Origin of the sequence: Amycolatopsis endophytica (assembly GCF_013410405.1) — a bacterium.
Classification (GTDB): Bacteria; Actinomycetota; Actinomycetes; order Mycobacteriales; family Pseudonocardiaceae; genus Amycolatopsis_E; species Amycolatopsis_E endophytica.
This window is the reverse complement of sequence record NZ_JACCFK010000001.1, coordinates 3043205-3057288: the sequence shown is the minus strand read 5'-3', so window position 1 is coordinate 3057288 and position 14084 is coordinate 3043205. Positions and strand designations below refer to the sequence as shown.

General features: G+C 68.9%; 11 protein-coding genes. 5 read left to right on the top strand and 6 right to left on the bottom strand.

Annotation, left to right across the window (positions count from 1 at the left end):
* Nucleotides 1-59 precede the first annotated feature (59 nt).
* Both HNR02_RS15135 and HNR02_RS15130 read right to left on the bottom strand, forming a co-directional pair.
* On the bottom strand, nucleotides 60-1118 hold the full coding sequence (locus tag HNR02_RS15135) for a tartrate dehydrogenase (protein WP_179773816.1): 1059 nt from the start codon (nucleotides 1116-1118) through the stop codon (nucleotides 60-62).
* Nucleotides 1115-2578, bottom strand: a complete 1464-nt coding sequence (locus HNR02_RS15130; protein WP_179773815.1) for an NAD-dependent succinate-semialdehyde dehydrogenase — start codon at nucleotides 2576-2578, stop codon at nucleotides 1115-1117. Before HNR02_RS15130 ends, HNR02_RS15135 begins: the two co-directional genes overlap by 4 nt.
* 96 nt (nucleotides 2579-2674) lie before the next feature.
* Here HNR02_RS15130 and HNR02_RS15125 point away from each other — a divergent pair, with 96 nt between their 5' ends.
* A complete protein-coding gene (locus HNR02_RS15125; RefSeq protein ID WP_179773814.1) occupies nucleotides 2675-3934 on the top strand; it encodes an aspartate aminotransferase family protein in 1260 nt (419 codons plus the stop codon).
* 12 nt (nucleotides 3935-3946) lie between these two features.
* Nucleotides 3947-4447 (top strand): DUF3830 family protein, encoded by a 501-nt coding sequence (locus tag HNR02_RS15120; RefSeq protein WP_179773813.1) that lies wholly within the window; start codon nucleotides 3947-3949, stop codon nucleotides 4445-4447.
* Between the two features lie 503 nt (nucleotides 4448-4950).
* Here the strand turns inward: HNR02_RS15120 and HNR02_RS15115 are convergent.
* A complete protein-coding gene (locus HNR02_RS15115) occupies nucleotides 4951-5412 on the bottom strand; it encodes a GNAT family N-acetyltransferase (RefSeq protein ID WP_218902882.1) in 462 nt (153 codons plus the stop codon).
* Nucleotides 5413-5578: 166 nt separating this feature from the next.
* Between HNR02_RS15115 and HNR02_RS15110 the strand changes: the two genes are divergently transcribed.
* Nucleotides 5579-6952: an FAD-binding oxidoreductase gene (locus HNR02_RS15110; protein ID WP_179773811.1), complete on the top strand. Its 1374-nt coding sequence runs from the start codon at nucleotides 5579-5581 to the stop codon at nucleotides 6950-6952.
* 8 nt (nucleotides 6953-6960) lie between these two features.
* Nucleotides 6961-8514, top strand: a complete 1554-nt coding sequence (locus HNR02_RS15105) for an acetolactate synthase large subunit (RefSeq protein ID WP_179773810.1) — start codon at nucleotides 6961-6963, stop codon at nucleotides 8512-8514.
* A gap of 367 nt (nucleotides 8515-8881) precedes the next feature.
* On the opposite strand, the gene HNR02_RS15100 is transcribed toward HNR02_RS15105, so the two are convergent.
* The gene (locus HNR02_RS15100) at nucleotides 8882-11047 is read right to left on the bottom strand and encodes a 3-hydroxyacyl-CoA dehydrogenase NAD-binding domain-containing protein (RefSeq protein WP_312861018.1); all 2166 of its coding nucleotides are present in this window, start codon (nucleotides 11045-11047) and stop codon (nucleotides 8882-8884) included.
* Nucleotides 11044-12255 (bottom strand): acetyl-CoA C-acetyltransferase, encoded by a 1212-nt coding sequence (locus HNR02_RS15095; RefSeq protein ID WP_179773808.1) that lies wholly within the window; start codon nucleotides 12253-12255, stop codon nucleotides 11044-11046. Before HNR02_RS15095 ends, HNR02_RS15100 begins: the two co-directional genes overlap by 4 nt.
* A gap of 127 nt (nucleotides 12256-12382) precedes the next feature.
* Here HNR02_RS15095 and HNR02_RS15090 point away from each other — a divergent pair, with 127 nt between their 5' ends.
* Complete coding sequence (locus tag HNR02_RS15090; RefSeq protein ID WP_179773807.1) at nucleotides 12383-13561, top strand: TetR/AcrR family transcriptional regulator; 1179 nt, start codon at nucleotides 12383-12385, stop codon at nucleotides 13559-13561.
* Here HNR02_RS15090 and HNR02_RS15085 read toward each other — a convergent pair.
* On the bottom strand, nucleotides 13558-14028 hold the full coding sequence (locus HNR02_RS15085; RefSeq protein ID WP_246338573.1) for a DUF3558 domain-containing protein: 471 nt from the start codon (nucleotides 14026-14028) through the stop codon (nucleotides 13558-13560). The two genes, HNR02_RS15090 and HNR02_RS15085, sit on opposite strands and share 4 nt — an antisense overlap.
* Nucleotides 14029-14084 lie beyond the last annotated feature (56 nt).

Sequence of the window (14084 nt, the reverse complement as noted above, 5' to 3'; positions counted from 1 at the left end):
GCCCGTTCCGGGTGAAGATATGCGTGCCGGGGCCACCGGTGCGGCAGCCCCGGCAGCGCTCAGGCGAGTGCGGCGGTGATGGCGGCGCCCAGTTCGGTGCTCGTGGACTTGCCACCGAGGTCGGGCGTGGCGACCTCACCGGCGGCGAGGACCTGCTCGACCGCGGCGTTGACCGCCGCCGCGGCCGCCTTCTCGCCGAGGTGGTCGAGCATCATCGCGCCCGCCAGGATCTGGGCCACCGGGTTCGCGATGCCCTGCCCGGCGATGTCCGGGGCGCTACCGTGCACGGCCTCGAACATCGACGGGAACTCGCCCGGCGGGTTCACATTGCCGGAGGGCGCCATGCCGAGCCCGCCGGTCACCGCCGCCGCCAGATCGCTCAGGATGTCGCCGAACAGGTTCGACCCGACCACCACGTCGAGCCGGTCCGGGTACTGCACCATGCGGGCGGCCAGCGCGTCGATGTGCGTCTGTTCACTGTGGACGTCCGGGTACTCCGCGGCGACCTCGGCGAACACCTCGTCCCAGAACGGCATCGTGTGGATGATGCCGTTGGACTTCGTCGCCGAGGTCACCCGGTGGCTCCGCGTCCGCGCCAGTTCGAAGGCGAACCGGACGATCCGCTCGACCCCGACCCGCGTGAAGATCGACTCCTGCAGCGCGAACTCGTTCGGCTGGCCGGGGTTGTGCCGCCCGCCGATCTGCGAGTACTCGCCCTCGGTGTTCTCCCGGACGATCACCATCTCCAGCTCGTCGGCGCCACGTCCCGCGAGCACCGACGTCGTGCCGGGCAGCAGCCGCACCGGCCGCAGGTTCACGTACTGCGCGAACGCCCGCCGGATGGGGATCAGCAGGCCCCACAGCGAAACGTGGTCGGCAACGCCGGGGAACCCGACCGCGCCGAGGAAGATCCCGTCGAACGGCCGCAGCCGCTCGATCCCGTCCTCCGGCATCATCCGGCCGGTCTTGGTGTAGCGCTCGCAGCTCCAGTCGAACTCCGTCCACTCCAGACCGAAGCCGTGCAGCTCGCCCGCCCGGTCCAGGACCCGGCGCGCCTCCGCGGTGACGTCGACCCCGATGCCGTCACCGGGGATGCTCGCGATCCGGTAGGTGCTCACAGGCTCACCGCGACGTACTTGGTCTCCAGGAACTCGTCGATGCCGACGGTGCCGCCCTCGCGGCCCAGCCCGGACTGCTTGACCCCGCCGAACGGCGCCGCCGGGTTGGACACGATGCCCTGGTTCAGGCCGATCATCCCGGCCTCCAGCGACTCCGACACGCGCAGCGCGCGCTTGAGGTCGTTGGTGTAGACGTAGCTGACCAGGCCGTACTCGGTGTCGTTGGCGGCCGCGACCGCCTCGTCCTCGTCGTCGAACACGCTGATCGGCGCGACCGGGCCGAAGATCTCCTCGCTCGCCATCCGCGCGTCCCGCGGCACGTCCGTCAGCACCGTGGCCTGGTAGAAGTTGCCCGGACCGTCCACAGTGGTCCCACCGGTGAGCACCTTCGCGCCGCGCTGCGTGGCGTCGGTGACCAGCTCGGTCACCTTGGCGACCGCGTCGTTGTCGATCAGCGGGCCGACCACGACGCCCGGCTCGGTGCCGCGGCCCAGCGGCAGCGCGGACATCCGTTCGGTGAGGCGGCGGGCGAACTCGTCGGCCACTCCGCGCTGCACGTAGAACCGGTTGGCCGCCGTGCACGCCTCGCCGATGTTGCGCATCTTGGCCTGCATCGCACCCTCGACGGCCGCGTCCAGGTCGGCGTCGTCGAAGACCAGGAACGGCGCGTTGCCGCCCAGCTCCATCGACGTGCGCAGCACCTTGTCCGCGCACTGTTCGAGCAGCTTGCGGCCGACCGCGGTGGACCCGGTGAACGACAGCTTGCGCGCGCGGCCGTCCTTGATCATCGGCTCCATCACGCCGCCGGGGTCGCTGGTGGTGACGACGTTGAGCACGCCCGCGGGCAAGCCCGCCTCGGTGAGGATCGCGGCCAGCGCGAGCATCGACAGCGGCGTCTGCTCGGCGGGCTTGATCACCATCGTGCAGCCCGCGGCGATCGCGGGTCCGATCTTGCGGCCGCCCATGGCCATCGGGAAGTTCCACGGCGTGATCAGCAGGCACGGCCCGACCGGCTGCTTGGTGACCAGGAACCGGCCCGCGCCGTTCGGGGCGACCTGGTAGCCGCCGTCGATGCGTACGGCTTCCTCGGAGAACCAGCGGAAGAACTCGGCGGCGTAGACGATCTCGCCCTTCGCCTCGGCGAGCGGTTTGCCCATTTCGAGGGTCATCAACAGCGCCAGTTCGTCGGCCCGCGAGTTGAGCAGTTCGTAGGCGCGGCGCAGGATTTCGCTGCGCTCGCGCGGGGGCGTCTTCGCCCAGTCGGCCTGTGCCGCGACGGCCGCGTCGAGGGCGGCCCTGCCGTCCTCGGGCGAGGCGTCGGCCACCTCGCAGAGGACCTGCCCAGTTGCCGGGTCCTCGACGGCGAAGGTCCTGCCGGTGCTCGACGGGACCCACTTCCCGCCGATGAACAGCTCCTTGCCGACGGCGTCCACGACACCCGTTTCGGTCAGCTCGCCCATCCAGTCCTCCTGATCAACCTTGCGCCTGTCCACCGGCCATGCTAGACAGATTGTCAACAATCTACAAGCCTTCACCGCGTTAGGAGTCATGCCGTCATGGCCCAGCTCTCCCCCCTGCTCAAGCAGGCCACTCCGGTCGTCGTCGAGCACGGCGAAGGCGCCTACCTCTACGACGTCGACGGCAACCGTCACCTCGACTTCACCGCGGGCATCGGCGTGACCAGCACCGGCCACTGCCACCCCAAGGTGGTCGCGGCCGCGCGGGAGCAGATCGGCAAGGTCATCCACGCCCAGTACACGACGGTGATGCACCAGCCGCTGCTGAAGCTGACCGAGCGGCTCGGCGACGTGCTGCCCGCCGGGCTGGATTCGCTGTTCTACGCCAACTCCGGCAGCGAGGCCGTCGAAGCCGCGCTGCGGCTGGCCCGGCAGGCCACCGGACGGCCGAACGTGGTCGTCTTCCAGGGCGGGTTCCACGGCCGCACGGTTGCCGCCGCCTCCATGACCACTTCCGGCACCCGGTTCAGCGCGGGCATCTCGCCGCTCATGGGCGGGGTGCACGTCGCGCCCTTCCCCTACGCCTACCACTACGGCTGGGACGAGCAGACCGCCACGAAGTTCGCGCTGCGCGAGCTGGACTACCTGTTCCAGACGATGAGCGCGCCGAACGAGACGGCCGCGTTCTTCATCGAGCCGATGCTCGGCGAGGGCGGATACGTGCCCGCCAACCCGGAGTTCATGGCCGGGCTGCGTGAGCGCGCGGACAAGCACGGCATCCTGCTGGTGCTCGACGAGATCCAGACCGGGTTCGGTCGCACCGGGCGGTTCTGGGGCCACGACCACTTCGACGTCAAGCCGGACGTCGTGCTGATCGCGAAGGGCCTGGCGAGCGGTTTCCCGCTGTCCGGCATCGCGGCGTCCAAGGAGCTGATGGCCAAGGCGTTCCCGGGTTCGCAGGGCGGCACGTACGGCGGCAACGCGGTCTCGTGCGCGGCCGCACTGGCCACCCTCGACGTGATCGAGGAGGAGAACCTGGTCGAAAACGCGGCCGCACGCGGTACGCAGCTGATCGAGGGTGCCCGGCTGATCGCCGACAAGACGCCCGAGATCGGCGAGGTGCGCGGGCTGGGTCTGCTCGTCGGGTCGGAGTTCACCAAGGCCGACGGCACGCCGGACACCGCGCTGGCCGCGGCGGCGCAGCAGGAGGCGGCGCGGCGCGGTCTGCTACTGCTGACCTGCGGAGCGTACTCGAACGTCGTGCGGATGATCCCGCCGCTCGTGGTCACCGCCGAGCAGATCGACGACGCACTGGCGATCTGGGCCGAGACCGTCGCGACCGTCACCGGTTCCAAGTAGGGAGAACGTACTTTGTCCCGCTACATCACCATTTCGCTCGACAAGCGTGGCGTGTCCTGCCGCGCCGTGCTGCTGGACGCGGAGGCGCCGCGGACCTGCCAGGCGGTGTGGGACGCGCTGCCACAGAGCGGATCGGCCTACCACGCGAAGTACGCCCGCAACGAGGTCTACACACTGGTCCCGCCGTTCGCCGAGCCGAAGCCGGGCCGCGAGAACCCGACCATCACCCCCATTCCCGGCGACGTCGTCTATTTCGGATTCGAGGCGTGGGAAATCGGTAATCCGGCGTACGGGTACGAGGACAGCAGCGAGGCTCACAGCGATCAGGGCGCGACCGATCTGGCCATCTTCTACGGCCGGAACAACCTCCTGATCAACGGCGACGCGGGCTGGGTCCCGGGCAACGTCTTCGCCACGATCGTGGAGGGACTGCCGGAAATGGCGGAGGCCGCCCAGGACCTCTGGCTGCGCGGCGTCGAGGGCGAAACCCTCTCGTTCGCCCGCGCGGAGTGACGCTCGACCTGCGGTCGTTAGGGGATCAACCCCAGATCCCCGTCACTCATTAGCGTGATCATGGGGAATCACCTTACGTGGCAGTAACTCTCACCCGATCGGGCGGGAGTCACCCGGGGTGCCGGATCAAGATCGGCATCGTCCCAGGTGACCCCGCCCGATCGCGCTACCGGCGGCGCAATGCCACCCCGCCCGCAGACCCGAAAGTGTTACATGTTTAGGCTGTCGGGATTTTCCCCCCGCACGATGACGGGGCTTCCTGCTTTCCCGGGCCGTTTGACACTTCCCGGGCGAGCTGAAAATCTTTCCTTGCTTTCGAAAGCAGTCAGATTTCGGCAAGAATTGATTTACTAAGGAGCCCCTCCGAATGTTCGCCGCGCACTTCCACCACGGCCACGACATCGTCAGCAACATCCTGGCCGGCCTCGCGCACGTCCTCGGCTGGCTGGTCTGATCCAGCCAGGTAAGCGGGGCCGGTACGTTGGCGCGGACCGGCCCCGCGCTCACAAACCGCGGCGGTACCGCAGATTCCGGAGCGCGCCCCCCCGGTAATCCGCCTTGACTGCTCCGTCCGGTTCGAATCCACAGGCGCGGTAAAAGCTCATGGCGCGGTCGTTGCCGTCGAGCACCCACAATGTCGCGGCCTCGAACCCCGCCGACGAGAGGTTCCGCAGAGCCTCGGCCATCAATTTCCGTCCGACGCCTCCCCGCCAGGTCGCAGGCCGGACGTAGAACGACCAGATTTCCCCCACGCTTTCCGGGAGCCCCTCATCACGGTTGGGCCCCAGGTGCACGAACCCGTCGACGCGCCCCTCCTGCACGGCGACGAGCGTGCCCCGGTCCGGCAGCGCGTTCGTGGCAACGATGTCCGTCCACCTCTCGAACCGTTGCGCGGGTTCGAGCCCGTCGAGCAGTTCGTCCGGGAGCAACCCGCGATAGCCGGACTGCCAGGCCAGCACGTGCACTTCCGCGATTCCCGGTACGTCCCCGGGTACGGCAGGACGAATACGCATACCGAGATGGTGCCACCGCGCGCGCCCGCCAAGACATGAATCTCCTTCGCTTCCGGTCCGCCGCCGCCTCGTACTACGCTGCGGGTCAACGGCAGGCGCAGGAAAGGATGGGCACGTCATGGGCGACGTAACCGCGCGGATCGCCGAGATCGTCGGCGAGCGCAACCTGCTCACGGGTGACGCGGTTCCCGAGGACTACGCGCACGACGAGTCCCTGACGGTCGGCGCCGCGAAGCCCGCGTACGTGGCCAAGCCGTCCACGGCCGACGAGGTCTCGGCGCTGCTGGCCCTCGCCGCCGAGCACGAAATCCCGGTCACGGCGCGTGGCTCCGGCAGCGGGCTGTCCGGGGCGGCTCGCCCACGCGAGGACGGCCTGGTCGTCTCGTTCGAGCGGATGAACGCGGTCCTGGCGATCGACACCGCCAATCAGGTGGCGGTCGTGCAGCCCGGAGTCACCCTGTCGGAGCTGGACGAGGCCACCAGGGAAGCCGGTCTCGCCTACACCGTCTACCCGGGTGAGCTGAGCGCGAGCGTCGGCGGCAACGTCGGCACCAACGCCGGGGGCATGCGCGCCGTCAAGTACGGCGTGGCGCGGCACAACATCGTGGGCCTGCAGGCGGTCCTGCCCGGCGGTGAGGTGATCACGACCGGCGGGAAGACGTCCAAGATCTCCAGCGGCTACGACCTGACCCAGCTGATCATCGGCTCGGAGGGCACCCTCGCGCTGGTCACCGAGGTCACCGTCAAGCTGTACCCGCGCCTGCCCCACGCCGCGACGCTGCTCGCCCCGTTCGGCGATCTCGACCAGGTGATGCGGGCCGTCCCGGAGATCATCGCGAGCGGGCTGACCCCCAGCATCCTCGAATACATCGACAACCTCACCATGGCCGCGATCAGCTACAACGAGAAGCTGGAACTGGGCGTCCCGGAGGAGGTCCGCAACGCCACCCAGGCGTATCTGGTGGTGGGCCTGGAAAACCGCGACGGCGACCGTCTCGACGGTGACGTCCAGCGGGCCGGGGAACTGCTCGGCGATCTGGGCGCGAGCGACGTGTACGTGCTCGACGGCGGTTCGGCCCGCAAGCTGATCGAGGCCCGCGAAAAGGCGTTCTGGACCGCGAAGGCCGCCGGTGCCGACGACGTGATCGACGTCGTCGTGCCGCGTTCCGAAATGCCCGGCTTCCTCGCGAAGGCGCGGGAACTCGCGGCGGCCGCGGAAGCGGGGGCGATCGGCTGCGGGCACGCCGGCGACGGGAACGTCCACTTGGCGATCTTCTGCAAGGACACGGAGAAGCGGCACAAGCTGCTGCACGGCATCTTCGCCGTCGCGGTGGCGGTGGGCGGGGCCATTTCCGGTGAGCACGGCATCGGGCAGGCGAAGAAGGACCACTTTCTCGCGCTCGAAGACCCGGCCAAGGTCGCGCTGCTGCGCCGGATCAAGCAGGCCTTCGACCCGAAGGGCATCCTGAACCCGGATGTCCTGTTCGACTGAGGAGTGAGATGAACGGCGCGCAGTCCCTGATCCGCACGCTCGTCGACGCGGGTGTCGACGTGTGCTTCTCCAACCCCGGCACCTCGGAGATGCATTTCGTCGCCGCGCTCGATTCGGTTCCCGAGATGCGCGGTGTGCTCGCCCTGTACGAGGGCGTGGTGACCGGTGCCGCGGACGGCTACGCGCGGATCGCGGGCAAACCGGCGGCGACGCTGCTGCACCTGGGGCCGGGGCTGGGCAACGGCCTGGCGAACCTGCACAACGCCCGGCGCGGGCACGTGCCGGTGGTGAACGTGATCGGCGATCACGCGACCTACCACAAGAAGTACGACGCGCCGCTGGAGTCGGACATCGAGGCGATCGCCGGTTCCCTCGAAGGGTGGGTGCGCCGGTCGGTGAGCAGTGCCGAGGTCGGGGCCGACGCGGCTTTCGCCGTCGCCGCTTCACGTGAGGCACCGGGCCGGGTCGCCACCCTGATCCTGCCCGCGGACGTCTCGTGGGGCGATGGTGGGGTCGCCGTGAAGCCGGTGCCGCCACGCGTCCCGCAGACCGTCGGCGACACTACGGTCAAGTCGGTGGCCGAGGTGCTGCGCTCCGGGGAGCCGGTGGCGTTGCTCATCGGGGGCGCCGCGTGCCGTGAGCCCGGCCTCCGCGCCCTGAGCCGCATCGCCACGGCCACCGGGTGCAAGCCGTTCGTGGAAACCTTCCCGGCCCGCCTGGAACGCGGCGCCGGTCTGCCCACCATCGAGCGCCTGGCGTACCTGGCCGAGCAGGTCGCCTGGCAGTTGGAAGGCATCAAGCACGTCGTCGTCGCCGGAACGAAGGCGCCAGTGTCGTTCTTCGCCTACCCCGGCAAGCCCAGCGACCTGGTTCCGGAGGGCGCGCAGGTCCACACGCTGGCCGGGCTGGACCAGGACGTCGTCGCCGCACTGGAAGCGCTGGCCGACGAGGTCGCCCCCGACACCGAGCCCGTGTTGCAGGCCCCATCCCGGCCCGAGCTGCCCAGCGGTGAGTTGACGGTGCAGAACTGGGTCGACGTGATCGGCGCGCTGTTGCCGGAGGGCGCGATCATTTCCGACGAGGCCAATACTTCGGGCCTGCTGTTACCGGGCGCCACGGCGGGCGCACCCCGGCATGACGTGCTCACCCTGACCGGCGGCGCGATCGGACAGGGCCTGCCCGCGGCGGTGGGCGCAGCCATCGCCGCACCGGACCGCCCGGTGATCGCCCTGCAGGCCGACGGCAGCGCTCTCTACACCATCTCCGCGCTGTGGACGATGGCACGGGAAAATCTGAACGTGACGACGGTGATCCTCAACAACCACGCGTACGCGATCCTGCGGATGGAACTGCAGCGCGTGGGCGCCGAGGCGGCCGGCCCCAAGGCGAAGGACCTGCTGGACCTCGCGCGCCCCGACCTGGACTTCGTGAAGATCGCCGAGGGAATGGGCGTCCCGGCCACCCGTGCTACGACGGCCGAAGAGCTGGCGGAGCAGTTCCGAAAGGCCGTGGACGAGCCCGGCCCGCACCTGATCGACGCGGCCATTCCGCCGTTGCTTTAGCGGCGAGCGCCAGCGAGCTGCAGTAACCCCGAAGCTGAGCGGTCCTCCCGGAGCCAGCCCGTCCGGCGAGGACTATCCCTTGATCTTTGAACCGGCGCGTGGGGCAGGCGAGCCGCTGGGCGCGCTGCCGTGCAGTAGTCGGTCACCTCACGACCTCCCCCGCCCCTCCTCGCGGATGGTTCCAGTCGCCGAGCAGACGGGTCAAGGCGGGAAAGAGTACCTTGACCCGTCTGATCGGCGACCGAAGCGGGCTGGGGATCGGGGCGGGGGAGGTCTGGGGCGGTCGGGTACTTGGCTTTCGTTGCCGGACAACGAAAAGTGCCCCTCCCGCTTGCGCGGAAGGGGCACTTGTGTTGCTAGGTCTGGGCTATTCGAACTTCTCGCCTGCTTCGGCCTTCTTCACCAGCGACTCCGGCGGCTGGAAGTGGTCGCCGTACTTCGCGGCCAGTTCCTCGGCCCGTGCGACGAAACCTGCGAGGCCGCCCTCGTACTGGTTGATGTACTGGATGACACCACCCGTCCACGCCGGGAAACCGATGCCGAAGATCGAGCCGATGTTGGCGTCCTGCACCGAGGTCAGCACACCCTCGTCGAAGCACCTCACGGTCTCCAGCGCCTCGGCGAACAGCATGCGTTCCTGCAGGTCCTTGAACGGTACGGTGCCGCTGCCGGACTTGAACGCGTCACGCAGGCCCGGCCAGATGCGGGTGCGCTTGCCGTCTTCGTACTCGTAGAAACCGGCGCCCGTCGACCTGCCCTTGCGGTCGAACTCCTCGATCATGCGGTCGATCACCGCTTCGGAGGCGTGCGCCTGCCAGGTGCCGCCCGCCGCCTCGATGGCCGCCCTCGTCTCCTGCCGGATCTTGCGCGGCAGGGTCAGGGTCAGCTCGTCCATCAGCTGCAGCGGCGGCGCCGGGTAGCCCGCCTGCGAACCAGCCTGCTCGATCGACGCCGGTTCGACACCCTCACCCACCGCGGCCACGGCCTCGTTGATGAACGTGCCGATCACCCGGCTGGTGAAGAAACCACGGCTGTCATTGACGACGATCGGGGTCTTCTTGATCTGCAGGGTGTAGTCGAAGACCTTCGCCAGGGTCGCGTCCGAGGTCTTCTCACCGCGGATGATCTCCACGAGCGGCATCTTGTCCACCGGCGAGAAGAAGTGGATGCCGATGAAGTCCTCCTGCCGCTGCACACCCTGCGCGAGGCCGGTGATGGGCAGGGTGGACGTGTTCGAACCGAGCACGGCATCCGGGTTGACGACGCCCTCGATCTCGCCGAAGACCTTGTGCTTGAGTTCCTGGCTCTCGAACACGGCCTCGATCACGAAGTCGACGCCCGCGAAGTCCGCCGGGTCGCCCGTCGGCTTGATGCGCGCCAGCAGCGCGTCCGACTTCTCCTTCGTGGTCTTGCCACGGGACAGCGCCTTCTCTTCGAGCTTGACCGCGTAGCCCTTGCCCTTCTCGGCCGCCTCCTGCGAGACGTCCTTGAGCACTACGTCGATGCCCGCCTTCGCCGACACGTAGGCGATCGCGGCGCCCATCATGCCCGCGCCCAGCACGCCGACCTTCTGCGCCTTGTACTTGTCGTACCCGTCGGGCCGCGAGCCCCCCGAGTTGATGTGCTGCAAGTCGAAGAAGAACGCCTTCGTCATGTTCTTCGCGACCTGACCGGTGGCCAGGCTGACGAAGTACCGGGTCTCGATCTGCGTCGCGGTCTCGACGTCGACCAGCGCACCCTCGACCGCAGCGGCCAGGATCGCCCGCGGCGCGGGCATCGGCGCACCCTTGATCTGCTTGCGCAGGTTCGCCGGGAACGCGGGCAGATTCGCCGCGAACTTCGGATTCGTGGGGGAACCGCCGGGCATCTTGTAGCCCTTGACGTCCCACGGCTGCTGCGCCTCGGGATTGGCCTTGATCCACTCCTTGGCCTTCGGCAGCAGCTCGTCCACACTGGACACGACCTCGTGCACGAGACCGATCTCCAGCGCCTTGGCGGGCTTGTGCCGCTGGCCCTGCACCAGCACGTTCAGCACGGCGCTCTGGATGCCGAGCAGCCGGACGGTGCGCACGATGCCCCCACCGCCGGGCAGCAGGCCCAGGCTCACCTCGGGGAGGCCGACGACGCAGCCCGGGACGTCCGCGACGATGCGATGGTGCGTGGCCAGCGCGATCTCCAGGCCACCACCGAGCGCGGCGCCGTTGATCGCCGCAACGACCGGCTTGCCCAGCGTCTCCAGTCGGCGCAGCTGGTCCTTCATCGCGTTGGTGCTGTTGGTGATTTCCTCGGCCAGCTCCGGCGACGCCTGGATCAGGTCGTTGAGGTCACCACCCGCGAAGAACGTCTTCTTGGCCGAGGCGATCACCACACCGGTGATCGAGTCCTTTTCGGACTCCAGGCGCTCGACGATGTTCTTGAACGACTCGCGGAAGTCGGCGTTCATCGTGTTGGCCGACTGGTTGGGGTCGTCCAGGGTGAGCACGACGATGCCGTCGGCGTCGGAGTCCCAGCGAATAGTGTTGGTCATGGTCACACCCGCTCGATGATCGTCGCGATACCCATTCCGCCGCCGATGCACAGCGACAGCAGCGCGCGCCGCGCCTGGCGCCGCTCCAGCTCGTCGACCATGGTGCCGAGGATCATCGCACCGGTCGCACCGAGCGGGTGGCCCATCGCGATCGCCCCGCCGTTGACGTTGACCTTCTCGTCCGGCAGCTTCAGGTCCTTCATCCACTTGAGCACGACCGAGGCGAACGCCTCGTTCAGCTCGAACAGGTCGATGTCGTCGGTGGTCAGGCCGGCGATGTCGAGGACCTTCTTCGTGGCCGGGGTCGGGCCGGTCAGCATGATCGTCGGGTCGGAGCCGGTGATCGTGGCGGCCACGATGCGGGCGCGCGGGGTCAGGCCCAGGTCCTTGCCGACCTGCTCGTTGCCGAGCAGCACCAGCGCGGCCCCGTCGACGATGCCGGAGGAATTGCCGCCGGTGTGGACGTGGTTGATCTTCTCGACCGAGTGGTACTTCTGCAGTGCCACCGCGTCGAAGCCGCCCATCTCGCCGATCGCCTCGAAGGCGGGCTTGAGCTTGCCCAGGCTCTCCAGCGTGGTGCCGGGGCGGCGGTGCTCGTCGTGGTCGAGGATCGTGACGCCGTTGACGTCCTTGACCGGCACCACGGACTTCGCGAAGTAGCCGCCGGACCAGGCTGCCTCGGCCTTCTCCTGCGAGCGGACCGCGAAGGCGTCGACGTCCTCACGACCGAAGCCCTCGATGGTGGCGATCAGGTCCGCGCCGATGCCCTGCGGCGCGAAGTACGTGTCGTAGTTCGTGGCCGGGTCGGTGAACATCGCGCCGCCGTCGGAGCCCATCGGCACCCGCGACATCGACTCCACACCACCGGCGATGATCAGGTTCTCCCACCCGGACCGCACGCGGGCGGCGGCCTGGTTGACGGCCTCCAGACCCGAGGAGCAGAAGCGGTTGAGCTGGACGCCGGCGACGGTGTCGGGCAGCCCGGAAGCCATGGCGGCGGCACGCGCGATGTCGGCGCCCTGGTCACCGACCGGGGACACCACACCGAGGACGATGTCGTTGATCGCGGCCGGATCCAGGCCCGGATGCCGCGCCTGGAGCTCGTGAATCAGTCCGGTCACGAGGTCGATCGGCTTGACCCCGTGCAGGGCACCGCCCTTGTTCTTGCCACGAGGCGTCCGGATCGCCTCGTAGATGTATGCCTCGTTGCTCACACCGACGGTCCTTCCTGCTTACTGCATCCGTCTGGGTCTGACGCTAATCACCACTAACATAGCCCCCCTGAATCCCCTGGTGTCAACCGCTTGCGCCGGTTGTCACTCGGGCTAGAGTGGGATCACCATGCCGAGTATTTCCCGTCGTCACCCCGACCGCAGGAGCCAGCTCGCGGGCCTCGCCGCCGAGCTGTTCCGGGCTCGCGGCTACCACGGCGTGGGCATCAACGACATCGCCGCGGCGGCGGGCATCACCGGGCCCGCGGTGTACCGGCACTTCGCGGACAAGCAGGCGATCCTGGCGTACGTGCTGCTCGGCGGCGTGCAGGAGATGGAGGACGCCACGGCGGCCGCGTTGTCGACGCTGCGCAGGCCGGACGGCGCCGAGGTCGACCGGTTGTTGCGGGGCATCGCGGAGTCGTCGGTGGAGCGACGGGACGTGGCCGCGCTGTGGCGGTGGGAGGGCAGGCACCTGGCGCCGGAGGACCAGCGGGAGATCGGGCGCCGGTCGACGGCATTGCTGACGTCGTGGGCCAAGGAGCTGATGGCCCTGCGGCCCGATCTGGGACCCGAGGACGCGGAGCTGCTGTGCTGGGCCGCGCTGAGCGTGTTCGGTAGCGTCTCGGTGCACCGGACCGCGGTGGCGCGCAAACGGTTCGCCGAGTTGCTGGCGGAGCTGGCCCGGCGCGTGCTGCACGTGCGGTTACCCTCGGAAGCATCGCCCGAAGGGCCGGTTCCCGGTGGTCTCGGCGTCCTGTCCCGGCGTGAGCAGCTGCTGTCGGCGGCCGCGGAACTGTTCCACCGCAGGGGTTTCCACGCGGTGAGCATGGAGGACATCGGGGCCGCCGCCGGCATCGCGGGCCCCAGCGTGTACCGGCATTTCGCGAGCAAGGCGGCCCTGCTGAGCGCCATCGCGCGCCGTGCGGCCGACCGGTTGCTGCTGGACGCCGAACGGGTCCGCCTGGCCAGCGCCGACGAGGTCGAGGCGCTGCGCGGGTTGATCGACTCCTATGTCCGGGTCCTGACCGGCTCGGTCGAACTGGCGGTGTCGTTTTCCACCGACGCGCTCACCTACACGACGGAGGAGGGCGCCGAACTACTCCGCATCCAGCGGGACTACGTGTCGCAGTGGGTGGCGCTACTGGGGGCCGCGCGCCCCGCACTGAACGCGCGCGAAGCGAAGATCACGGTCCACGCCGCGCTGACGATCGCCAACGATCTGTCCCGCACGCGGCGGGTCAACCAGAGGGCTTCGCTGGCGGCCGAGCTGAGGGTGCTGATGGCGGCGGTGCTGGACCTCGGTTAGCCCCGGGGAAGCAACGGTTCGAGCTCGGCGGCGAGTTCCTGAGCGGCGGTGCAGACCTGGGCTCGGAGGTCAGAGCGGGAAATGGACGCGATGACTACGGCCCGTGCGTGCTCACCGACCTCAAGACCCACCTCACACGATCCTTCGCCGCTCGGTTGACCGATGATTCCTTTCCGCCCGTTGACCTCGAGCGTCGCGCTTCCCGCCAGCTGGCCCGCCAGGTCGTCCAACCCTTGCACCGGATCCAAAGCGATCCCGAGAGCGCCGTACTCGATCTTCGTCGCGACGCACTCGTTGCGCACGGTCTTGCGCTCACCCGGGTTGAAACCCTGATCAGCGAGCAGCTGGTTGAGAACGGTGCAGGCATCGAGTGACTTCAAGGCATCACCGGCACCTGGCGCCTCGGAAGGCCGCTGCTCCGGCGACGGAGTTCCGCTGACCGTCGCGGTACAGGCGGCCAGCGTCAACGCAACAGTTGCAGCAACCAACGGCCGAACGACGCGTAGCGTACGAGTCACGTGAT